This window comes from Polaromonas glacialis, from assembly GCF_000709345.1.
Taxonomy (GTDB): Bacteria; Pseudomonadota; Gammaproteobacteria; order Burkholderiales; family Burkholderiaceae_C; genus Polaromonas; species Polaromonas glacialis.
Window position 1 is genome coordinate 2,566,801 of the sequence record NZ_KL448323.1, and the last position, 21,634, is coordinate 2,588,434.

At 62.5% G+C, this 21,634-nt stretch carries 19 protein-coding genes and 1 pseudogene; 12 read left to right on the forward strand and 8 right to left on the reverse strand.

Annotated elements, in window-relative coordinates:
- Positions 1-282: 282 nt before the first annotated feature.
- Positions 283-1,314: a porin gene (locus tag EC86_RS0112655; protein WP_029526005.1), complete on the reverse strand. Its 1,032-nt coding sequence runs from the start codon at positions 1,312-1,314 to the stop codon at positions 283-285.
- 350 nt (positions 1,315-1,664) lie between these two features.
- Positions 1,665-2,702: a porin gene (locus tag EC86_RS0112660; protein WP_029526007.1), complete on the reverse strand. Its 1,038-nt coding sequence runs from the start codon at positions 2,700-2,702 to the stop codon at positions 1,665-1,667.
- A gap of 735 nt (positions 2,703-3,437) precedes the next feature.
- On the opposite strand from EC86_RS0112660, the gene EC86_RS0112665 reads away from it, so the two are divergent.
- On the forward strand, positions 3,438-4,682 hold the full coding sequence (locus EC86_RS0112665; RefSeq protein ID WP_029526008.1) for a porin: 1,245 nt from the start codon (positions 3,438-3,440) through the stop codon (positions 4,680-4,682).
- 142 nt (positions 4,683-4,824) lie between these two features.
- The gene (gene coq7, locus EC86_RS0112670; protein ID WP_029526009.1) at positions 4,825-5,454 is read left to right on the forward strand and encodes a 2-polyprenyl-3-methyl-6-methoxy-1,4-benzoquinone monooxygenase; all 630 of its coding nucleotides are present in this window, start codon (positions 4,825-4,827) and stop codon (positions 5,452-5,454) included.
- A 7-nt stretch (positions 5,455-5,461) separates the two neighbouring features.
- Here coq7 and EC86_RS0112675 read toward each other — a convergent pair whose 3' ends face one another.
- On the reverse strand, positions 5,462-5,716 hold the full coding sequence (locus EC86_RS0112675) for a CCDC90 family protein (RefSeq protein ID WP_029526010.1): 255 nt from the start codon (positions 5,714-5,716) through the stop codon (positions 5,462-5,464).
- Between the two features lie 9 nt (positions 5,717-5,725).
- On the reverse strand, positions 5,726-6,190 hold the full coding sequence (locus EC86_RS0112680; RefSeq protein WP_029526011.1) for an OsmC family protein: 465 nt from the start codon (positions 6,188-6,190) through the stop codon (positions 5,726-5,728).
- A 335-nt stretch (positions 6,191-6,525) separates the two neighbouring features.
- On the opposite strand from EC86_RS0112680, the gene ilvA reads away from it, so the two are divergent.
- Genes ilvA through EC86_RS0112720 form a run of 8 tightly spaced genes read left to right on the forward strand, consistent with a single transcriptional unit; the run spans position 6,526 to position 15,380 of the window.
- Complete coding sequence (gene ilvA, locus EC86_RS0112690; RefSeq protein WP_408633901.1) at positions 6,526-8,175, forward strand: threonine ammonia-lyase, biosynthetic; 1,650 nt, start codon at positions 6,526-6,528, stop codon at positions 8,173-8,175.
- 8 nt (positions 8,176-8,183) lie between these two features.
- On the forward strand, positions 8,184-8,429 hold the full coding sequence (locus EC86_RS27780; protein WP_084181305.1) for a cysteine-rich CWC family protein: 246 nt from the start codon (positions 8,184-8,186) through the stop codon (positions 8,427-8,429).
- A complete protein-coding gene (gene cobT, locus EC86_RS0112695) occupies positions 8,392-9,444 on the forward strand; it encodes a nicotinate-nucleotide--dimethylbenzimidazole phosphoribosyltransferase (RefSeq protein ID WP_029526014.1) in 1,053 nt (350 codons plus the stop codon). The genes EC86_RS27780 and cobT overlap by 38 nt, the downstream gene beginning before the upstream one ends.
- An 8-nt stretch (positions 9,445-9,452) precedes the next feature.
- Positions 9,453-10,289 (forward strand): adenosylcobinamide-GDP ribazoletransferase, encoded by an 837-nt coding sequence (locus EC86_RS0112700; protein WP_029526015.1) that lies wholly within the window; start codon positions 9,453-9,455, stop codon positions 10,287-10,289.
- A 4-nt stretch (positions 10,290-10,293) separates the two neighbouring features.
- A complete protein-coding gene (locus EC86_RS0112705) occupies positions 10,294-10,851 on the forward strand; it encodes a histidine phosphatase family protein (RefSeq protein ID WP_029526016.1) in 558 nt (185 codons plus the stop codon).
- Positions 10,852-10,900: 49 nt separating this feature from the next.
- Complete coding sequence (locus EC86_RS0112710) at positions 10,901-11,881, forward strand: 5'-nucleotidase (protein ID WP_029526017.1); 981 nt, start codon at positions 10,901-10,903, stop codon at positions 11,879-11,881.
- A gap of 22 nt (positions 11,882-11,903) precedes the next feature.
- A complete protein-coding gene (locus tag EC86_RS0112715) occupies positions 11,904-13,739 on the forward strand; it encodes an ABC transporter ATP-binding protein/permease (protein WP_029526018.1) in 1,836 nt (611 codons plus the stop codon).
- Between the two features lie 12 nt (positions 13,740-13,751).
- Positions 13,752-15,380, forward strand: coding sequence for an MFS transporter (locus EC86_RS0112720; protein WP_029526019.1), 1,629 nt, complete (start codon positions 13,752-13,754; stop codon positions 15,378-15,380).
- A gap of 239 nt (positions 15,381-15,619) precedes the next feature.
- Here the strand turns inward: EC86_RS0112720 and queC are convergent, their stop codons facing one another.
- The 3 genes from queC to EC86_RS0112735 form a co-directional block, all read right to left on the reverse strand.
- Positions 15,620-16,375: a 7-cyano-7-deazaguanine synthase QueC gene (gene queC, locus EC86_RS0112725; RefSeq protein WP_029526020.1), complete on the reverse strand. Its 756-nt coding sequence runs from the start codon at positions 16,373-16,375 to the stop codon at positions 15,620-15,622.
- Positions 16,376-16,473: 98 nt separating this feature from the next.
- The gene (locus EC86_RS0112730; RefSeq protein WP_029526021.1) at positions 16,474-16,725 is read right to left on the reverse strand and encodes a GlsB/YeaQ/YmgE family stress response membrane protein; all 252 of its coding nucleotides are present in this window, start codon (positions 16,723-16,725) and stop codon (positions 16,474-16,476) included.
- Positions 16,726-16,769: 44 nt separating this feature from the next.
- Positions 16,770-17,351: a hemerythrin domain-containing protein gene (locus EC86_RS0112735; protein ID WP_084181551.1), complete on the reverse strand. Its 582-nt coding sequence runs from the start codon at positions 17,349-17,351 to the stop codon at positions 16,770-16,772.
- Positions 17,352-17,550: 199 nt separating this feature from the next.
- Between EC86_RS0112735 and EC86_RS0112740 the strand changes: the two genes are divergently transcribed.
- Both EC86_RS0112740 and EC86_RS26120 read left to right on the forward strand, forming a co-directional pair.
- Positions 17,551-19,011, forward strand: a complete 1,461-nt coding sequence (locus EC86_RS0112740) for a bifunctional aminoglycoside phosphotransferase/ATP-binding protein (protein ID WP_036772160.1) — start codon at positions 17,551-17,553, stop codon at positions 19,009-19,011.
- Positions 19,012-19,032: 21 nt separating this feature from the next.
- Positions 19,033-20,582, forward strand: a pseudogene (locus EC86_RS26120) (cation:proton antiporter domain-containing protein).
- Between the two features lie 232 nt (positions 20,583-20,814).
- Here the strand turns inward: EC86_RS26120 and EC86_RS0112750 are convergent.
- Positions 20,815-21,408, reverse strand: a complete 594-nt coding sequence (locus EC86_RS0112750; protein WP_156955310.1) for a hypothetical protein — start codon at positions 21,406-21,408, stop codon at positions 20,815-20,817.
- Between the last annotated feature and the right edge of the window lie 226 nt (positions 21,409-21,634).

Below are 21,634 nucleotides of genomic sequence, written 5' to 3' on the forward strand. Positions count from 1 at the left end.
GGTGCGCATGTCTGTTTGATCCTGATTTCAGCAAGTAGTAAATGCTATGGCGAAATTTTGGCAGCGTAAATATCAGGGAGTCCGTGCAAGCTGTATTTGCGTAAAAACAACAGTCTGGGTGCAGTAACCGGCAAACAATAGACGGCCTCAATGCTGACAGCCGTCACGATCTACGGAAAGCTCAGTGGGTTACGGTAAGCCGCCCATAAAAAAAACCCCACCGTGTCGCCACGGCGGGGTCTTGTTTTCTGCTTTAACCGCTAGCTTACGCTAGCTGAAAAATTAGAACGAGTGGCGAACACCCAGACCGTAGGTCGTGATTTCGGTTTCAGCTGCTGCGTTCAGGATGTGAGCCTTGGTGTTTTGGGCACCGGCGTACAGACCGGTACGCTTAGACAATGCGTAGGTACCCAGGATGGAGTAGCCCTTGCCAGTGCGCTCACCAGTGATGCCTTCGGTCTTGGAACGGGCATAGCCGGCGGAAATGGCAGCAGCGCCGAATGGAACCGACACGCCGATCTGGCCTTCCTTGTCTTTCAGCGTGTTGTTCTTGACGGTGTTGTAGCTGGCGGTCAATTTAGCCACGCCGAAGTCATAAGAACCGCCGACCAGGTTGTACTTGTTCTTGTCCTGGGCAGCACCAACGCCAGCCAGTTTGTCTTGCTGATATGCGTAACCAACCAGGATAGGACCGTTGGCGTACTTAATGTGTACGCTGGCGCTGTCCGTTGCGTCGGAGTTCACGACGACAGGTGGGGTACCGGCAGTAGCATTCTTGTTTTCGCCGAAGCCGTAAACAACTGCACCGCTGAAACCGCCGAAGCTTGGCGATGTGTAGGCGATCGAATTGTCGATGCGGTTGGTGTAGTCCTTGATGCCGTTGGCAGACACGGCGCCGCGTGCGCTGAAGGTGAACGCGTCGTAGTTGTGGTTGGTCGCGCCTTGCAGATTGTCATACGCAGAGTACTGACGACCCAGGGACACAGTACCGAAACCGCTTTGCAGGCCAACGAAAGCTTGACGGCTGAACAGCGTGCCGTTTTGGGCAGAAGCGCCGGTGTCAAGGCTGAAGCCGCTTTCCAGTTGGAAAATGGCGCTCATGCCGCCGCCCAGATCTTCAGAGCCTTTCAGGCCCCAACGCGAACCATTCACACCGGAGGTGTTCACGGCGGTTTGACGCTGGCCAACGCCATTGACTTGGGTTTCTGTGCTGCCAACCCATGCGTCGGCAATGCCGTACAGGGTTACGGAGGATTGGGCCATTGCGGCGCCGGAAGCAGCCAATACAGCCAGGGCGATGAGTGATTTTTTCATTGAGAATTTCTCCAAGGTTAAACATAGGGCTCCGGCGTGAGGACTGTGTCTGGCTTTCACCTTTGCAGTTCCCCCAGAGACCCGGGCCAACCCCCTTTCGGGAAGTTGGGTCTATTGCACCAGAACGAACCTTGATCCGCAAAGGAATGCGCCACAAAAGCGCTTTTCCGTTGCACAGAAGCGACAAATAGGGTGACTGCGTGGAAGGAAAACAACGTTGATGCGCCGCCCTTAAACGCTTTCAATTTTCAGTGATTCAAATTAGTGATCAAAAAAACGAAAAGCCGCTTCAGGTTTTCCCCAAAGCGGCTCCAAGAAGCTCAACGGCCTGGCTTCAAGCCAGGAACCGGTCAGAACTTGTGCTGAACGCCCACTGCGAACGTGTCGGTCTTGACTTCCGAACGGGCGATTTCGTTTTTAGCCAGTTGAAGACCGGTGTACAGGAAGGTCCGCTTGGAAAGGTCGTACTTGGCAGCCAGGCCAACGCCGGTGCTCTTGACTTCGCCACCGGCGCCGAGCGTGACTTTGGAACGTGCAACGCCACCGGATACGGTGACAGCGCCGAGCGGAACGTCAACGCCGATCTGGAATTCCTTGGCCTTGTCACTGCCATCTTTCACATGGCCATAAGCAGCCAGCAGTTTGGCGGGACCGAAGTCATACGAACCATTGAGTTGCGTGTACTTGGTCGTAGCGTTTGCAGACAATGCACCGCCCTCTTTTTCGGTCTGGTAGGCCAGTGCAGCTGCAATCGGGCCACCTGCGTATTGCACGTTAAAACTGGCAATCTTGCCGGCGCTTTGCGTTGTCGTCTTGTTTTCGCCGAAGCTGTACATAGCTGCAGCGCTGAAACCGCTAAAAGACGGAGTTGCGTAATAAAGCGCGTTGCCTGGACGATCTTGGTAGCTGTTGCTCACCCACACCCCGGTTGCGGGCGCAAAGATATTGGCATCGAAAGCTGCGGCACCGCTGCCTTTGACTTCGTCATAAGGCGTCCACATTTTACCGATGCGGACTTCACCAAAACCACCCGACAGGCCAACCCACGACTGGCGTCCGAACGTTGAACTGGACACGGCACCAGTGAACGGATTGGTGTAGTTGTTTGCCGCGCCGGTGCTGACATCAAAACCCGCTTCCAGCACGAAATTGGCTTTCAAACCGCTACCCAGGTCTTCCGAACCCTTCAGGCCGAAACGGCTGGTGTTGAAACCGCCGCTGTCAACCACGTTCTGGCGTGCCGATGTGGTGGCAAGACCTGGCGATGATTGCTTGATCCTGCTGGTGCCCACATAGGCATCGACCAGACCGTAAAGGGTCACGCTGGACTGAGCCGATGCAACGCCGGAAGCGGCGAGAACTGCCAAAGCGATCAAATTCTTTTTCATTGAAAAACTCCAAAAGTGGAAAACAAAAAGACTGGGCCAAAACATTGCTTGAGGGCTTTCTGGTTAACCCTTAGTCAATTTAACCAAACAGTCACATTCAAGGCAAAGCCTTTTAAAACAAAAGCAACTTATGTGCCTTACCTGTTGGTCACGAGCAACGTCGTTCGCAACGCAGAGAAATTCATTGGAGGAGCAACTTGAAAACGGCATGACTGCAGGGTGTTTGCGCCCCACTTTCTGCACCAGAAGCACCAAAACAGTGCACGTTGTGGTGTTAATTCTTCAACAGTAAATACCGGTGCATAGGCAGCAAAGAAAAGCATGCAAAGCTGACATCGCATATTCGTCCCACGACATTTAAAACGCAGGCAATTTAAAAACGAGGATTCGCAGGTTTTAGAGTCTCTTTATTACAACAAATACTAAAAATGTGTTCGCCGGACTCAAAAGATTTTGCAACCACACAACATGACAAGAAGCATGCGCTGCGATGAGATGGCCCTTATTGATTTGAGGGACAAACGCAAGAACAAAATGGCTTTGGCCCACCCACCCGGGCGTCTGCAAGTGGTTGAAAGTACAGGGTTTTCCCCTGTCCCAAAAGTGATACCCGTGCGTGGTAACACTCTTTACGTGTCTTGGCTTCACCATTAATCTTGACTCTGTCGAAACCATCGACACAGTGATGGCGCGTTGGAAACATTTCCTTATCAAATCAAGAATCCTGGAGATTTCATGAAAAAACTTACTCTCGTTGCAACTGCCGTGATGGGGCTGTTATCTGCTTCCGGCGCCATGGCGCAAAGCACGGTGACGCTTTACGGCCTGGTCGACGCGGGCTACAACCACGTCAGCGGCCTGAAGAATGGCTCTTTCAACGGCATCGCCAGCGGCATCATGGAAGGTTCGCGCTGGGGACTGCGCGGCAATGAGGACCTGGGCGGCGGTTACAGAGCCATTTTTACGCTCGAAAGCAGGTTTGAGGCGGATACGGGGTCGGTGACAAATCGGCCCGCATCGGGGAACCAACTTCCTGATCGTGTTGGGTCTACCGTGAACGCCAACCTGCCCGTTGGCCTTGCCGGAACCCCACTTGCACTCGGCACCATATCGGCCATCAACAACGCTATTGGCACGAACGCATTTGGCGTCAACCTTGCCGGCAACCTGTTTGACCGCCAGGCCTTTGCCGGCCTGGTCACGCCATTCGGCGCCTTCACGCTGGGCCGCCAGTACACACCGGCCTATCTCACCAGCGCCGCGTTCGACGCCTCAGGAACCCAATCGAGCCTGGCAGCCGGGCAGGTTGCCAGTTTGCCGGCGGCGTTTGACATCCGGCTGAGCAATACCGTGCAATACGGGATTAAAACAGGCGGCGTTACGGCCACATTGATGTACGGGGCAGGAGAAGTGCCAGGCAGCAATTCCGCAGGCCGGTTTCTCGGTGCCATGGCGATGTACGCAGGCGACGGTTTTTCTGTCGGCTTTGGACACAACGAGAAAAAGAACGAGTTTGGCCAGAAATCCCTCACCAACAATGTGTTAGGCGCCAACTTGAACGTTGGACCGGGCACCTTGTATGGCCAGTACGCGACGATCAAGGACGACAATCCTTCCGGTCTTTCGCCATTTTTTGTGACTGCCGGCCCTGTTTTCCAAAACGCTTACAACGCAGCCTTCCGGCAAGACGCCAAGCTGATGCATATCGGCTACAAACTCACGAGCGGCGTCCATACCTTCGTGACGGCCTTCAACCGGCTTGACGACAAGCGGGTGGTCAACGCCGACACTGATTCTTATGGCGTAACCTACACCTATGCGCTGTCCAAGCGCACCAACCTGAACGCCGTGCTGACGCGCTTTAACAACAAGGGGGCTGGTCAAATTGCCCCTGGCGGAAATGGCTTCCTCGGCGGCGTCACGGCTTCTGCCGGCACGGATTCGACCAACGTGGCATTTGGAATTCGCCACATGTTCTGATCACTGTCCGGTCCTGGGGCCGGGCCTGACACATTGAAAGCCCCCTTTTGGGGGCTTTTTCATTTTTCGGCAGCCTGGCTGACGGGCGCTAACATGGTGGCTGAACTGTCGACCCTCCTGCCCCCAAGCATGAAAGCTGCCCATGACCACTGCCCTTGACCTTGCCCTGAATGCCGCGGACGGCGCCCTGCGCACCCTGTTTGCCAAACCGCACGCCAGCCGCGCCTGCCCCACTGTGCCCGCCCAGGCCACCGACTTGAGCGCCGAGGACAAAGCGCTGTCAGGCGCGCTGATGCGCGTCAACCATGTGGGCGAGGTTTGCGCGCAGGCGCTGTATGCGGCGCAGGCGCTGGGAACGCGCGATCCGGTGCTGCGCAAGCATTTCCTGGACGCCAGCCGCGAGGAAGGCGACCACCTGGCCTGGACCAAGGACCGGCTGGACGAACTGGGCGCCCGCCCCTCCCTGTTCAACCCTTTGTGGTACGCAGGGGCGTTTGGACTGGGCCTGGTGGCCAGCCGCCTGGGCGACCGGCTGAGCCTGGGCTTCGTGGTGGAGACCGAGCGCCAGGTCGAGGCCCACCTGGCCAGCCACCTGGAGCACTTGCCGCAGGGCGACCACGAATCGCGCGCCATCGTGGCGCAGATGAAGGACGACGAAGCGCACCATGCCAGGATGGCGCAAGACGCGGGCGGCGTGCAGTTGCCCGCGCCGGTCAGGTTGATGATGCGTTCTGCCGCCAAGGTGATGACGACGGTGGCGCACCGGATTTAAAGATTTATCAGTGGCTAAACAGCTTGCCTAAAATCAGCAAGCCAAGCGCTGTGTTCAATCCGACAGCCCACTTTAAAACAAGAAGATCAGCTTTCATGGGGTTAAGAGATTGCTCCAAAGCGATCTGCAAGTCTCTTTTTGTCACCAGATCGTCCTGCGCTTCGGCAATGACGCGAACTACGGCTTCGGCTTGTTCTGCGGTGAAACCTGAAGCCTTGAGCTTGTCGCTGAGCTTGAGGGAATCAAATGTGATGGTAGCCATGACGTCTATTTAAGCAGAAATCTCTACCAATTCAAAACTGGTAGTGATGTCCGCCGTTTTGCCCAGCATGATAGTGGCCGAGCAGTACTTGTCGTGGCTCATGGCAATCGCGCGCTCGACAGCGCTGTCGCTGAGCTTGCTGCCGGTCACGACAAAATGCATGTGGATTTTGGTGAATACCTTGGGGTCCACGGGCGCCCGTTCGGTGCTGAGCCTGACCGTGCAGCCCCGCACATCATGGCGGCCGCGCTTGAGGATCAGCACCACATCGTAGGCCGTGCAGCCGCCCGCGCCGGCCAGCACGGTTTCCATCGGCCGGGGCGCGAGGTTGGCGCCGCCGTTTTCTGGCTTGGCCGCATCGGGGGCGCCATCCATGACCAGCGTATGGCCGCTGCCGGTTTCTGCCAGGAAGGTCATTCCCGATTTCGATCCATTGACCGCGTTGCTGCCGGTCCAGCTCACTGTGCATTCCATAACTGCCATTCCTTGTCCAGATTGATTGGTGTTGCCGAGCCTACCTGCATTCATCGCACTGGCGGCCGTGGCAGCGACTTGTAGTCGTCTTGTAGGTAGAAACCCTTAAAGGCTGTAATTGTGCGACTTTCGCCACAAATGCATGGTGCAGTGCAGCATCGACTCCGATATACTGAACTCATCGCATCAGTACACAGTCCTTGCCGACCCGCTGTATTTTTGCACTGGTTGTCTCCTCCACCTCCTCAAAGGGTGGATTTACAGGCCCAGATCGCATGGTCTGGGCCTTTTTTTTCGTGCGCCTATGATCATCAGGTTCTGCTGCGAGAAAAAAAATGCCTTCTGCTAAAAAATCCATCGCTGGCGCTGCTTCTGCAACCGCCACGCCATCCGGCCCCAAAGCTTCCGCCAAAACAGTCGCCAAGCCTGTGGCCAGGACGCTCAAGCCCGCCGACTACCTGAAAAAAATCCTCACCGCACGGGTCTATGACGTGGCGGTCGAGTCCGCGCTGGAGCCGGCCAGGAACCTGAGCCTGCGCCTGAACAACACCGTGCTGCTCAAGCGCGAGGACCAGCAGCCGGTGTTCAGCTTCAAGCTGCGCGGCGCCTACAACAAGATGGCGCACCTGACCCCGGCGCAGCTCAAAAAGGGCGTGATCTGCGCCTCGGCCGGCAACCATGCCCAGGGCGTGGCCATGAGCGCGCAAAAGCTCGGCAGCCGTGCGGTGATCGTCATGCCGACCACCACGCCGCAGCTCAAGATCGACGCGGTCAGGGGCTGGGGCGGCGAGGTCGTGCTGCACGGCGACAGCTATTCGGATGCCCATGCGCATTCGCTGACGCTGCAAAAAGAGCAGGGCCTGACCTTTGTCCATCCTTTCGATGACCCGGACGTGATTGCCGGCCAGGGCACGATTGCCATGGAAATCCTGCGCCAGTTGCAAACCCTGGGGTCGCGCCGCCTGGACGCGGTGTTTGTGGCGATTGGCGGCGGCGGACTGATTTCCGGCGTGGCCAACTACATCAAGGCGGTGCGGCCCGAGATCAAGGTGATTGGCGTGCAGATGAACGACTCCGACGCCATGATCCAGTCCGTCAAGGCGGAAAAGCGCATCACGCTGCCTGACGTGGGCCTGTTTTCGGACGGCACGGCGGTCAAGCTGGTGGGGGAGGAAACCTTTCGCATCAGCCGCGAACTGGTCGATGAGTTCATGACGGTGGACACCGACGCGGTCTGCGCCGCCATCAAGGACGTGTTCGTCGATACGAGAAGCATCGTCGAGCCGGCCGGCGCGCTGGCTGTGGCCGCGATCAAGCAGTACGTCGCCAGGCACAAGACCAAGGGCGAGACCTATGCCGCGATTTTGTGCGGCGCCAACATGAACTTCGACCGCCTGCGCTTTGTCGCCGAGCGCGCCGAAGTCGGCGAGGAACGCGAAGCGCTGTTCGCCGTGACGATTCCCGAGGAGCGCGGCAGCTTCCGGCGTTTCTGCGAGCTGATCGACCAGTTGCCCGGCGGGCCGCGCAGCGTGACCGAGTTCAACTACCGCATCAGCGGCCAGGCGATGGCGCATGTGTTTGTCGGCCTGACCACCTCGTCCAAGGGCGAGAGCAGCAAGATTGCCGCGCAGTTCAACCGCCACGGCTTCAAGGCGCTGGACCTGACGCACGACGAACTGGCCAAGGAGCACATCCGCCACATGGTCGGCGGGCACAGCGCGCTGTCGAAAGACGAGCGCCTGCTGCGCTTCATCTTTCCCGAGCGGCCGGGCGCGCTGATGAAGTTCCTGAGCCTGATGCGTCCCGGCTGGAACATCTCGCTGTTCCACTACCGCAACCAGGGCGCCGACTATGGCCGCATCCTGGTCGGCCTGCAGGTGCCCCAGGCCGATAACGGCGCGTTCCAGGAGTTCCTGGACACGCTGGGCTACCCGCATGTGGAAGAAACCAGCAACCCGGTGTACCGGCTGTTCCTGCAAAGCTGAGCGCCGCCATGGCATCAACTGAACTGAAACCCGACACCTCTATCTGCCCGCGTTGCGGCGCGGGCCTGCGCTGCGGCATGGTGGCGGGCGATGCCGAATGCTGGTGCGTCCAGTTGCCGCATGTGATGCCGGTTCCCCCTGCCCTGCCTGAACAAGCGCTGCCGGACAGCAGCGCAGCCTCCTGCTTTTGCCCCGCCTGCCTGAAACAAATTACCGATGAACGACAACACCCGCTTTCACCTGCCCGCGATTGAAGCCATCGCCGACCTCGCTTTGGAGGCCAGGCTGCGCCACAAGATCGACCACAAAACCAAGCCGCAGGGCGCGCTCGGCCAACTGGAAACCCTGGCGCTGCAGCTGGGCCTGATCCAGCGCACCGAGTCGCCGGCGCTGCACGACCCGCAGATGGTGGTGTTCGCGGCCGACCACGGCATTGCCGCCGAAGGCGTGTCGGCCTATCCGCAGGCGGTGACGGTGCAGATGGTCGGCAACATGCTGGCCGGCGGCGCGGCGATCAACGTGTTTGCGCGCCAGCACGGCTTTGCGCTGCAGGTGGTCGATGCCGGCGTCGCCGCCGAACTGCCCGCCCATCCCCGGTTGCAGGCGCGAAAAATCGCCATGGGAACGAACAATATCTGCCTAGAGGCCGCCATGTCGCGGCTTGAGGCGCAGGCCGCGCTCATGGCAGGCATGCAAGTCGTTCAGGCGCTGCCGGGCAACGTCGTCGCCTTTGGCGAGATGGGCATTGCCAACACTTCGCCCGCCGCGCTGCTGCTGGCCCGGCTGACGGGCGCGAGCATCATGGATGCGACCGGACGCGGCACCGGACTGGACGACCCGCAATTGCGGCACAAGCAGGCGGTGCTGGCGCGCGCACTGCTGTGGCACCCGGCCACCGAACCGTTTGACGCCGTCGGGGAACTGGCGGCGCTGGGCGGCTTTGAAATCGCCATGATGGCCGGCGCCATGCTGCAGGCGGCCAGCGAACGGCGTGTGGTGCTGGTCGATGGCTTCATCGCGGGCGCTGCGGCGCTGGTGGCGCAGGCATTGGCGCCAGCCGTGCGCGACTACCTGGTGTTTTGCCACCGCTCCGCCGAAACCGGCCACCGCCTGCTGCTGTCCTGCCTGGAGGCCAGGCCGCTGCTCGAACTCGATTTGCGCCTGGGCGAAGGCACCGGCGCGCTGCTGGCCTGGCCCTTGGTGCAGTCGGCGGCGAACTTCCTCAATGAAATGGCCAGTTTCGAGTCGGCCGGCGTGAGCGAAAAGTAAGCGCCTTGATGCTCCGGTTCATTCGCCACTACCTGCTGGCCGTGCAGTTCTTCACCCGCATTCCGGTCACCGGCCGGCTGGCCGAATGGGTGGGCTACAGCCCCGACATGCTGCGCGCCAGCGCCGCGCATTTCCCGGGCATTGGCGTGGTGATTGGCGGCGCGGCGGCGGCGGTCTTTGCGCTGCTGCTCCTGCTGCTGCCCGACACGACCTTCACGCCGCTGGTGGCGGCGGCGTTGTCCACCGTCGCCACGGTCTGGCTCACCGGCGGCTTTCATGAAGACGGCCTGGCCGACGTGGCCGACGGCCTGGGCGGCAGCTACGACCGGGACCGCGCGCTGGAGATCATGAAGGACTCGCGCGTCGGCGCTTTCGGCGCGATGGCGCTGGTGCTGGCGCTGCTGTGCAAGGTGGCGCTGCTGGCGCTTCTGGGCTCGGTCGAGGTGATTACCGATGCCGGGGACACCCCGGCTTTCGGCGGCTGGTATGTGTGCGCCGCGCTGTGGCTGGGCCATGTGGTGTCGCGCACCTTGCCGCTGGTGATGATCCGGCTGTTGCCGCATGTGGGCGACACGGCCACGTCCAAATCCAAACCACTGGCCGACCAGATCTCCGGGGGAGGGCTGGGAATTGCGTTTTTATGGTGTTTTGCTGCCCTTGCGCTTGCCAGTCCTGTGTTTGATGCTATCAATCTTGCATTTGCCTGCGGCCTGTCGGTGCTGGCGCTGCTGGGGCTGCTGCGCTTTTTCAGGCGCCGGCTGCAGGGCTTCACCGGCGACTGCCTGGGCACCACGCAGCAGGTCTGCGAAATCGCGTTTTACCTAGGGCTGGCGATCAGCCTTTGAGCGCATGAAGCTCTGGCTGGTGCGCCATGCACAACCGCTGGTTGAAGCCGGCATCTGCTACGGCCGGCTGGACATGCCGGCCGATGCCGCCGCCACCGCCGAATGCGCGCAAGCGCTGGCGGAATGGCTTCCCGTTGGTAGCCGTGTCATCAGCTCGCCGCTACAAAGATGTGAGCAGCTGGCGCACGCCCTGTATGCGCAAAGGCCTGATTTGGCTTGTAAAACCGACGCCCGGCTGCAGGAAATGGACTTTGGCCAGTGGGAAGGCCGCGCCTGGCAGGCCATTGACCGGGCCGAACTGGACGCGTGGACCCGCGATTTTGCCAACTACCGCGTCGGCCATGACGGCGAAAGCGTGACCCGCTTCATGGCGCGCGTCGGCTCGGCCTTCGATGCGCTGCCCGGCCACGGCGACACGCTGTGGATCACCCATGCCGGCGTGATCCGGACGGCCTGCCTGCTGGCGCAAGGCCAGCGCCAGATCGAGCGCGCCGACCAGTGGCCGCTGGACGCGCCGAAATATGGACAATGGCGGCTGGTCAACCTGCACGCCGGCCCGTGATGGCGGCGCGCCAGACATCCAAAAAAGCAACGCAAGGAGGGGCAAACCCATGTCGGCAAGTCTTGAGGGCCAGCTCGTGGTGGCGATTTCCTCGCGCGCGCTGTTTGATTTCGAGGAAGAAAACCAGGTGTTTGAAACCGGCTTTGCCCCCGGCCTGGACCCGGACACGCCGCCCGGCGTGAAGAAAGACGCGGCCTACATGAAGCTGCAGCTGGAGCGGCTCGACGTGCCGGCCAAGCCCGGCGTGGCGTTTTCGCTGGTCAAAAAACTGCTGGCCTTCAACGATGCGCCGGAAAGCGTCGAGGAAAACATCAACCCGGCGGCGCCCCGCCAGCGCGTCGAAGTCGTGGTGCTGTCGCGCAACGACCCGGTGTCGGGCATGCGCGTGTTCCGCTCGGCCCAGCATTACGGCCTGAACATCCAGCGCGGCACCTTCAACCGGGGCGCGCCGCCGTGGCGCTACCTCAAGCCGCTGCACGCCAACCTGTTTTTGTCCACCCACCTGAGCGACGTGCGCGCCGCGCTGCAGGCGGGCGTGCCGGCGGCGCAGGTCTATCCGCAATCGGCCCGTGCCAGCGACGCGCATCCGAACCAGGTGCGCATTGCCTTTGACGGCGATGCCGTGCTGTTTTCCGACGAGGCCGAGCTGGTGTTCCAGGCGCAGGGCCTGAGCGCCTTCCAGGCGCATGAACGCGACAAGGCCGCGCAGCCGCTGCTGGCCGGGCCGTTCAAGCCGCTGCTGGAGGCCCTGCAGCGGCTGCAGCAGGCCGGCACCTCGCGCATGAGCATCCGCACCGCGCTGGTCACGGCGCGCAGCGCGCCGGCGCATGAACGGGCGATCCGCACGCTGATGAACTGGAACATCGAGGTCGATGAGGCGATGTTCCTCGGCGGCCTGGCCAAGGGCGAGTTCCTGCGCGAGTTCGAGCCCGATTTTTTCTTTGACGACCAGACCGGCCATGTCCACTCGGCCGCGATGCATGTGCCGGCTGGCCATGTGGTCAGCGGCGTGTCGAACCCGCTGTTGTGAATTTTTGCCAAGAGAACCCTGAATGACCCAGCCTGCACGCATCGCCCAAAAGCTCCGCGACTTCAACCATTTCAAAAACCGCGTCTGGGCCTTGTCGGCGCCCTACTTCCGCTCCGAGGACAAATGGAAGGCGCGCGGCCTGCTGGCCGCCATCGTGCTGCTGAACCTGGGCGCGGTCTACATGCTGGTGCTGCTCAACGAGTGGAACCGGGTGTTCTACGACGCGCTGCAAAACAAGGATGCGGCGGTGTTCTGGACGCAGCTGGCGCGCTTCACCTACCTGGCGTTTGCCTTCATCATCATCGCGGTGTACCGCTTTTACCTGACGCAGCTGCTGGAGGTGCGCTGGCGCGCCTGGATGACGGCGCATTACCTGCAGCGCTGGCTGAGCGACCATGCTTTTTACAAGATGGAACTGGCGCGCTTTACCGGCGAAGGCAGCGCAACCACGGGCACGCCGGACAACCCGGACCAGCGCATCCAGGAAGACATCAACCTGTTCACCACCTACAGCATTTCGCTGAGCATGGGCCTGCTGAACGCGGTGGTCACGCTGGTGAGCTTTGTCGGCATCCTATGGTCGCTGTCGGGCGCGTTTGCCTTCAACTTCAATGGCGCGAGCTACTCCATTCCGGGCTTCATGGTCTGGATGGCGGTGCTGTACTGCGTGGCCGGCAGCGTGATCACGCACTACATCGGCCGGCCGCAGATCAGGCTCAATTTCCAGCAACAACAGGTCGAGGCCGACTTTCGCCACCACATGGTGCGGGTGCGCGAATACAGCGAATCGATTGCGCTGGACAAGGGCGAAGCGGTGGAACGCGCGCAGCTGGATACGCGCTTTGCCGCCGTGCTGGCCAACTACCTCAAGCTGATCAAGAAGCAGAAGAACCTGGTCTGGTTCACCAACTTCTTCGGCCAGGCGGCGGTGGTGTTTCCCTTCATCGTCGCCGCGCCGCGCTTTTTCAGCGGCGCCATCCAGCTGGGCGAACTGATCCAGATTTCGTCGGCCTTCGGGCGTGTGCAGGATTCGCTGAGCTGGCTGGTCGATAACTACAGCAGCCTGGCCGCCTGGCGCGCCACGACCGACCGGCTGACCAGTTTTGAAGACAACATCAGTGCCATCACCCAGCAGGGACGGGCGCAGACCGCTATCAATTCAACAGCAAACGATGCCCATCCGCTGGCGGCCGGCACGCTGGCCGTCAACGATTTGTCGCTCAAGCTGCCGACCGGCGCTACCTTGCTCAGCGGCGTGTCGCTGCAGGCCGGGCCGGGCGAGAGCGTGCTGCTCAAGGGCCCGTCGGGCAGCGGCAAATCGACGCTGTTCCGCGCGCTGGCGGGCATCTGGCCGTTTGCCACCGGCAGGGCGCAGCTGCCGCTTGATGCCATGTTCATTCCGCAGCGCCCCTACTTTCCCGATGGCAGCCTGCGCAACGCGCTGGCCTATCCGCAGCCGGCAGCGCAGTACGACGTCGCTGCGCTCAAAAAGGCGCTGGACGATGCGCTGCTGCCGCAACTGACCAGCCGGCTGGACGACGAGGACGCCTGGAGCCAGAAGCTGTCGGGCGGCGAGCAGCAGCGGCTGGCGATTGCCCGGGTGCTGCTGAAAAAGCCGCGCTGGGTGTTTGCCGACGAGGCGACCAGCGCGCTTGACGAAGCCGCCGAGAAAACCATTTACGACCGGCTGCTGACCAGCGTCAAGGCGGCCGGCGGCAGCCTGGTGTCGATTGCCCACCGGCCGGCGGTGGCGGCTTTCCATGGCCGGCTGTGGGAACTGGAAAAACTGCCGCCCGGTGCGCCTGCCCTGTACCAGGTGCGTGATACCCCGCACAGCAAGGTGGCGGAAAAGGCCTGAAAATGGCAGGCCATGCCTGAAGAAGCCGCCCAGCCCTCCCCGACCGCCGCCGTGGCTGCGGCCCCTTCCCTGTCGCCCTGGGGGCCCATCAAGCGCCCGGTGTTCCGCATGCTGTGGACCGTCTGGCTGACGGCCAACATCTGCATGTGGATGAACGACGTGGCCGCCGCCTGGCTGATGACCTCCATGACCAGCACGCCGCTGTGGGTGGCGCTGGTGCAGTCGGCCTCTACCCTGCCGGTGTTTTTGCTCGGCCTGCCCAGCGGCGCTCTAGCCGACATCCTGGACCGGCGGCGCTATTTTCTGATGACGCAGTTCTGGGTGGCCGGCGTGGCCACGCTGCTGTGCATTGCCGTGGTTTCGGGCGTCATGACGCCGCCGCTGCTGCTGGCTTTGACCTTTGCCAACGGCATCGGCCTGGCGATGCGCTGGCCGGTGTTTTCCGCCATCGTTCCCGAACTGGTGCCGCGCATCCAGCTGCCGGCGGCGCTGGCGCTGAACGGCATTTCGATGAATGCGTCGCGCATCGTCGGCCCGCTGGTGGCCGGTGCGCTGATTGCGAGTGCCGGCACGGCCTATGTGTTCGTGCTCAATGCCGTGCTGTCGATCATCTCGGGCTTGGTCATCATGCGCTGGCGGCGCGAGCATGTACACAGTCCGCTGGGCCGCGAACGCCTGGTCAGCGCCATGCGGGTCGGGCTGCAGTTTGTCAGCCAGTCCACCCGGCTGCGGGCGGTGCTGGTGCGCATCTCGCTGTTTTTCCTGCACTCGACCGCCCTGCTGGCGCTGCTGCCGCTGGTGGCGCGCGGCCTGCACGGCGGCGATGCGGGCACCTTCACGCTGCTGCTGGCGTCCATGGGTTCGGGCGCGATCGTGGCCGCGCTGTTTTTGCCGCGCCTGCGCCAGATGATGGCTAGAGACACGCTGGTGCTGCGTTCGGTCATGCTGCAGTCGGCGTCCACGGCCGCCATGGCCATGGCCCCAAATGCCTGGGTGGCCGTGCCGGCCATGATGCTCAACGGCATGGCCTGGATCACCTGCGCCAACTCGCTCAGCGTGTCGGCCCAGCTGGCGCTGCCCGACTGGGTGCGGGCGCGCGGCATGTCGATGTACCAGATGGCCATCATGGGCGCCAGCGCGCTCGGCGCCGCGCTGTGGGGCCAGGTGGCGACCGTGACCGATGTCCCCACCGCGCTGCTGGTGGCCGCCGCGAGCGGCACCGTCACCATGCTGCTGGCGCAGCACTGGGTGCGCGACCTGAGCATGGAGGAAGACCTGACGCCGTCGCGCGACTTCAAGATGCCGGTGGCCGATGCGCCGCCGGGCGCGGGCCGCATGGTGGTGACGATTGAATACCTGATCGACCCGGCGCGGGCCGACGATTTTCACAAGATCATGCGGATGAGCCGCCGCAGCCGGCTGCGCCAGGGCGCGCTGGAATGGGAACTGCTGCGCGACGTGAACCAGCCCGGGCGCTTCGTGGAGCAGATCGTCGATGAATCATGGACCGAGCACCTGCGGCGTTTTGACCGCGTCACCGCCAGCGACGTGGCGCTGCGCGAGCGCAAGCTGGCCTTTCACATCGGCGACGGGCCGCCGGTGGTGACGCGCTGCGTGGTGGAAGCGCTGGCGCGGACCTGAATGGCCCCCACGCTTTTCACTTCGTGTAATGCGCTGCCCCCCGAGGGGCCGCTGCGCCTGCGGCCCGGCGAAGCCGGTTCCGCAGCCCCTGCTGGCGGACTGGCAAGTCCGGCGCTTTGCTCGCTTCTGCGCTTTTTATTCCGTTTCCAGATCAATTCGAGATTAGGGGCGAAGCCGCAGACAGTGCTGTAGCACGGCAAGGCGAAGCAACGACATATCGGTTTGATCTGGAAATGGAATTACACAGCACCCCGCGAAGCAAACCGCTCAAAGCCGCGCGCCCGCAATTCACACGCCGGGCACTCGCCGCAGCCGTAGCCCCACGCATGGCGGTGGACGCGGTCGCCCAGGTAGCAGGTGTGGGTGTGCTCCACGATCAGGTCCACCAGCGCGTCGCCGCCTTGCGGCAAGCCCGACTGCTCGCCCAGCGAATGCGCCAGCGCCCAAGTGTCGGCCTTGTCGATCCACATCAACGGGGTTTCAATCAGGAAACGCTTGTCCATGCCCAGCGACAGCGCAAGCTGCATCGCCTTCATGGTGTCGTCGCGGCAGTCGGGGTAGCCTGAAAAGTCGGTTTCGCACACGCCCGTGACCAGCACCTGCAGGTCGCGCCGGTAGGCCAGCGCCGCCGCCAGCGTCAGGAACAGCAGGTTGCGTCCCGGCACGAAGGTGTTGGGCAGGCCCGAGCTTTCCATCTTGAAGGCCACGTCGCGTGTCAACGAGCAGTCGCTGACCTGGCCCAGCACGGCCAGGTCGAGCAGATGGTCCTCGCCGAGCTTTTCAGCCCATGGCGGAAACTGGCTTTTCAACTCGCGCAGCACGTTCAGCCGGGCATCGAGTTCAACGCGGTGGCGCTGACCGTAGTCGAAGGCGATGGTCTCGACGCGCTGGTATTTGCTGAGCGCCTGCGCCAGGCAGGTGGTGGAATCCTGCCCGCCTGAAAACAGGACCAGGGCAGAAGTATGGGCGCGGGAAGTGGTGGCAGGCAGGTTCATGACAGCAGAAAATTTGCCGTATTGTCGCCTGACCCGCAGACCATTCAAGGCCTGGGCCTGAACAGCCGTTGTGGCTGTTCAGGCCGATGCGGCGTGCGTCAGGCTTTCCTGCCGGTCACCATGCGGTACAGGAAGAGCAGGATGATCGAGCCCAGGACTGCGGCAATGAATCCGGCGGATTCACCGGGGCGGTAAAACCCGAGCGCCTGGCCCAGGTAGGTGGCGATGATGGAGCCGACGATACCGATGATCGCCGTGATGACAAAGCCTCCCGGGTCGCGGCCGGGCATCAGGAACTTGGCTACGATGCCGACAATCAAGCCAATGATGATGGTCCAGATAATGCTCATTTTTTTCTTTCAGGGTGGTTAAAAAACAGGGGGGAAGGCAGGAATCAAAAGGCCACGGACAGCTCGGCGACCGGCGTGACGGCCTTTTGTTCCTCCTGGGCCATCAGTTCATCCTTGCGCTGCTTCAGTTGCCCGGCCAGTCCGGCCAGGTCCAGCTTGCTGGCGCGCGCCTTGGTGAACATCTCGGTGCGTTCTTCCTTGACGTGGTGGTCGATGTATTCGCCCAGGACCGTCACCTTGGCATCGAACATTTCATCGGCCGGGTCCATGCTTTTGATCTGCGCGATCAGGTCCTTGGCGCTGGCATGCTCGACCGTGGCTTCGTTCATCAGGTCGTTGTTCTTGATGGCCTTGCGCACCGCCGGGTAGAAAATTTCTTCCTCGATGGTGGCGTGAACCGTCAGTTCCCTGCAGATCTGGTCGGCCAGCTGGCGCTTCTTGGCAGTGGAACGGCTGCGACTTTCGGTGAGGCTCTCGTATTCCTTGAACAGGGCCTTGACGGCCTTGTGGTCCGCGTCAAGCAGGTCACAGGCGTCCTTTGGCCGTTTGGCCGTGGCGGGTGCCCGGGCCGGAGTTGCCTTGGCGCTGGCGGTTGATGGCTTTCTGGTGGCGGCTGTAGTTGCCATGGCGGGTTCCTCGTGGTTGCTGGGGTCATGGACCGACACATGCCGGACAGCCAGAGAATCCCATGGCAGCGCTTGCCACCCCTGTCGGAAAACGCGCAAACCAACGTAGGAGCAGGCACAATCCGCGCGCCCGACGCGGTTCGGCAAATAATGCGCAGCCACAGGCGCCAGGCCCCGGGCATGTGCTAACTTGCAGGCCATGCGCAACACCCATTCCCTTGACCAGGCCCGCACCCTGGTCGGCAAGCTCGCCGGCGCTCTGGGCGCCGACCTGATCGAAACCCACATCTCCTGGGTGCTGCTGGCCGGCGACAGCGCCTACAAGATCAAGAAGCCGGTGAGCCTGCCGTTTGTCGACTACACCGCGCTGCAGGCACGCCGGCATTTTTGCGAGGAGGAGTTGCGGCTGAACCGCCGGCTGGCGCCTGCGCTCTACCTGGGACTTGCACGCATCACCGGCACCCTTGAAGCGCCGCTGCTGGACGCAAGCGGCCCGACGCTCGAATACGCCGTACACATGCGCCGTTTTCCAAAAGGCGCGCTGTTTGCCGAACAGCTCACGGCCGGAACGCTGCCCAGCCTCGACGTGGACTCTCTGGCCGACCTGCTGGCTGATTTTCACAATGGGCAGCCGCCGGCCGAACCGGCGACGGGATTCGCCAGCGCCGAAGCCCGGCACATGGCGGCGCAGGCAGCGCTTAGGGGCGCGCTGGCGGTGGCCAGTCCGGCCGAACAAACGCAGCTGCGCGACTGGCTCGAATCCGAAGCGGCCGGGCTGCAAGCGCTGTGGACGCAGCGCCGCCTTGAAGGCCGGGTGCGCGAATGCCACGGCGACCTGCACCTGGACAACGTGGTCAGCCTGGAGGGCGGCGTGGCGGCATTCGACGGCATCGAGTTCGACCCGGCGCTGCGCTGGATCGATGTGATTGACGACATCGCCTTTCCCGTGATGGACTTCATGGCGCGTGGCCGCACTGACTTCGCCTTCCGGCTGCTCAACCGCTGGCTGGACGGCACCGGCGACCATGACGGCCTGCCGGCGCTTCGCTTTTCGCTGGTGTACCGCGCGCTGGTGCGGGCGCAGGTCGAACACCTGAACGGCGCCGGGCATGAAGCCGCCGCGCGCCGCTACCTGGACACCGCGCTGGCGCTGGCGCAGCCCGGCCAGCCTAGATTGCTCATCACCCACGGCCTGCCGGGCTCGGGCAAGACTTTTGCGTCGCAAAAGCTGCTGGAGCGCGAGGGCGCCATCCGGCTGCGATCGGACGTGGAGCGCAAGCGCCTGGCCGGGCTTGGCATGCTGGCCGATTCGCGCGCCAGCGGGCTGGACCTGTACCAGCCGGAAACCACCGCGCGCACCTATGCGCAGCTGTTCAGGCTGGCCAGGGGGGCGCTGGCGGCGGGCTGGCCGGTCATTCTCGATGCCGCTTTCCTGCGCCGCGCCGAACGCGCGCAGGCGCTGGCGCTGGCCGGCGCCCTGGGCGTGCCGTTTTCGATCATTGACTGCCAGGCGCCGCCGCAGGTGCTGCGCGAACGCCTGCAGGCGCGGCGCGGCGATGCGTCGGAAGCCACCGTCGAGGTGATTGACCATCTGAGCGTGTCCGCCGAGCCGCTCACAACAGAAGAACTCCGGCACGTCCTACCGGCATCCGGCCACTGAAATCGGAATCCACCCGACCGCATGGAACACAACATCCCCCTCATCACCACGATCGCCGCCGGCTTCGGCATGGCGCTGATCCTGGGCTTCATCGCCGAGCGCCTGAACGTGCCGGCGCTGGTCGGCTACCTGGTCGCGGGCATCCTGATCGGCCCGGCAACGCCGGGTTTCGTCGCCGATGTACACATCGCCTCGCAGCTCTCGGAAATCGGCGTGATGCTGCTGATGTTCGGCGTCGGGCTGCACTTTTCGCTGAACGACCTGATGGCCGTCAGGCGCATCGCCATTCCCGGCGCGGTGGTGCAGATGACGCTGGCCACGCTGCTGGTGCTGGTGCTGCTGCCGCCGCTGGCCGGCGTGCTCGGCGGCGCACCTGCCGTGGAAGGCGCCGCGCCGCTGTGGCGCACCATCGGACAGACGCTGCTCGGCGTGTCGGCGTTCATCGCCTTGATGCTGATCGTCGGCCGCCGCGCGCTGCCGTGGATGCTCTGGCAGGTGGCGCGCACCGGCTCGCGCGAACTGTTCACCCTGGCGGTCGTGGCGTCGGCCATCGGCATTGCTTACGGCGCGGCGGCGCTGTTCAACGTGTCGTTTGCGCTGGGCGCCTTTTTTGCCGGCATGGTGATGCGCGAGTCCGAGTTCAGCCACCGCGCGGCGCACGAGTCGCTGCCTTTGCGCGATGCGTTCTCGGTGCTGTTCTTCGTGTCGGTCGGCATGCTGTTCGAGCCGGCCATCCTGCTGCAAGCGCCGGTCCGTGTGCTGGGCGTGGTGGCGATCATCATCGTCGGCAAGGCCGTGGCCGCGCTGGTGCTGGTAGTGGCGTTTCGCTACCCGCTCAACACCGCGCTGACCGTCGCGGCCAGCCTGGCGCAGATCGGCGAGTTCTCGTTCATCCTGGCCGGGCTGGGCCTGTCGCTGGCGCTGCTGCCGGCCGAAGGCATGAGCCTGGTGCTGGCCGGCGCGCTGATTTCGATTGCGCTCAACCCATTGGTGTTCGCAGGCATCGCGCCGTTCCAGCGCTGGCTGCTCGAACGCTCCGATCTGGCGCGCCGCCTGGAGCAGCGCGGCGACCCTTACGCCGAGCTGCCGGTCAGCACCGACAACCAGTTCCTGCACGGACAGGTCGTGCTGGTGGGCTATGGCCGGGTCGGGCGGCGCATTGCCGGCGCGCTGCAGGGGCGCGGCATTCCCTTCGTGGTGGCCGAGCAAAACCGCGAACTGGTCGAGGACCTGCGCGGCCAGGGCATGGCTGCGGTGTCAGGCAACGCAACCGACCCGGCGGTGCTGATACAGGCGCACATTGCCAACGCCGCCATGCTGGTGGTGGCCACGCCCGACACCCTCAACGTGCGCCAGATGGTGGACACTGCCCGCGCGCTGAACCCGTCCGTCGAAATCGTGCTGCGCACGCACAGCGAGGACGAGCTGCAGCTTTTGCGCCAGAACGGCATGGGAACGGTTTTCCTGAGCGAGGAAGAACTGGCCAAGGGCACATGGCCGGCCACGTCCTGGAACGCTTTGCGATTCAGCCGACGTCCAGCCCTGCTGCGGGCAAGTCTCAGAGAATGTAGAACCCATGACTTGTGCCAGGCTGCAGGTGCAGGGCAAAGATCACACAGTGCGCCCAGCCCGAACCTGGGTCAGGCGTTTGAAATCGCAGATCAGCCGCTTCAAGGGGGCCAGCCTGTGATCAGGCCAGCCCGCTTCATGCGGCTTCGGGGGTTGTTTCAGGCCAAGTTTCCTGAAGCCATTCGACGCTTGTATCAATTGCCGGTGGCTTCGGGATTGGCCGTATGGCCAGTTTTACCGGGTATTGGTGGTGGCTGGACTGTTGGCAGTGGTACCGGCGCTGGTGGCACTGTTGCGTTCGGCGCTTTTGGAATTGGTGTCGGATTTCCTTTTCATGCCAGCGCTGCCCGACTTGGGAGCTTTCTTCTCGGCATTTTTCATGCTCGATTCACGCGTCTTGCCGACGGTGCCGGAAGCACTGTGGTCGCTGGCCATGCCAGGCTTGGCCCTCTCAGACTTGGTCATGCCACTGTTCGGCGTGGCGGCGCCCGTGGCGCTGGGATTGCTGGAAGTCAGGGGCGTGCCAGAGGCATCATTGGGGCTGTTCGTTCCAGAACCAGCCATTCCTGCGGAGCCAGCAGCTGCACCGGTTTGCGCCTGCGCTACACCTGCGAACAGCAACGAAGCTGCCACCGCAACCGTCATGGAGACCGATTTCAAAAGTAATTTTTTCGACATGCTATTTCCTTTACCCCTCAGGGTGGTTGTACACAAAGCCCGACGCGTTGTCTGCATCTGAAGCTGCATCGAACTTAAGCTTTGTGTCCTGACCATGGTTATCGGAAGAACACTGAATGCCATGTAGGACGTATGGTTTTCAAAAGACAAGATGCGTTACCAGCTGTTGGCGTTTTTTTCGATCTGCCCGTTGCCAAATGAGGATTCAAGCACCATGCCAGGGTTGATCCCGACCCTCGCGTGGCCGTAGCAAGTGTTGACTTGCTTTGCATTGGGCAACTACCAGCTTGACAGCCCCCGCTCAAGAAAGGCAGATGTGCTGCAGTTTCATTCTGCGTTGATGGCTTGCATCGCGGGTCCGGGCATTACGTTCATT

Coding starts and splice junctions, on each gene's coding strand:
- EC86_RS0112680 (WP_029526011.1), bottom strand. CDS start 6,190: ATGGAATGCACAGTGAGCTGGACCGGCAGCAACGCGGTCAATGGATCG.
- EC86_RS0112715 (WP_029526018.1), top strand. CDS start 11,904: ATGACCCAGCCTGCACGCATCGCCCAAAAGCTCCGCGACTTCAACCAT.
- EC86_RS0112700 (WP_029526015.1), top strand. CDS start 9,453: ATGCTCCGGTTCATTCGCCACTACCTGCTGGCCGTGCAGTTCTTCACC.
- EC86_RS27780 (WP_084181305.1), top strand. CDS start 8,184: ATGGCATCAACTGAACTGAAACCCGACACCTCTATCTGCCCGCGTTGC.
- EC86_RS0112710 (WP_029526017.1), top strand. CDS start 10,901: ATGTCGGCAAGTCTTGAGGGCCAGCTCGTGGTGGCGATTTCCTCGCGC.
- EC86_RS0112660 (WP_029526007.1), bottom strand. CDS start 2,702: ATGAAAAAGAATTTGATCGCTTTGGCAGTTCTCGCCGCTTCCGGCGTT.
- EC86_RS0112740 (WP_036772160.1), top strand. CDS start 17,551: ATGCGCAACACCCATTCCCTTGACCAGGCCCGCACCCTGGTCGGCAAG.
- EC86_RS0112675 (WP_029526010.1), bottom strand. CDS start 5,716: ATGGCTACCATCACATTTGATTCCCTCAAGCTCAGCGACAAGCTCAAG.
- EC86_RS0112655 (WP_029526005.1), bottom strand. CDS start 1,314: ATGAAAAAATCACTCATCGCCCTGGCTGTATTGGCTGCTTCCGGCGCC.
- coq7 (WP_029526009.1), top strand. CDS start 4,825: ATGACCACTGCCCTTGACCTTGCCCTGAATGCCGCGGACGGCGCCCTG.
- EC86_RS0112720 (WP_029526019.1), top strand. CDS start 13,752: ATGCCTGAAGAAGCCGCCCAGCCCTCCCCGACCGCCGCCGTGGCTGCG.
- ilvA (WP_408633901.1), top strand. CDS start 6,526: ATGCCTTCTGCTAAAAAATCCATCGCTGGCGCTGCTTCTGCAACCGCC.
- cobT (WP_029526014.1), top strand. CDS start 8,392: ATGAACGACAACACCCGCTTTCACCTGCCCGCGATTGAAGCCATCGCC.
- queC (WP_029526020.1), bottom strand. CDS start 16,375: ATGAACCTGCCTGCCACCACTTCCCGCGCCCATACTTCTGCCCTGGTC.
- EC86_RS0112705 (WP_029526016.1), top strand. CDS start 10,294: ATGAAGCTCTGGCTGGTGCGCCATGCACAACCGCTGGTTGAAGCCGGC.
- EC86_RS0112665 (WP_029526008.1), top strand. CDS start 3,438: ATGAAAAAACTTACTCTCGTTGCAACTGCCGTGATGGGGCTGTTATCT.
- EC86_RS0112730 (WP_029526021.1), bottom strand. CDS start 16,725: ATGAGCATTATCTGGACCATCATCATTGGCTTGATTGTCGGCATCGTA.
- EC86_RS0112735 (WP_084181551.1), bottom strand. CDS start 17,351: ATGGCAACTACAGCCGCCACCAGAAAGCCATCAACCGCCAGCGCCAAG.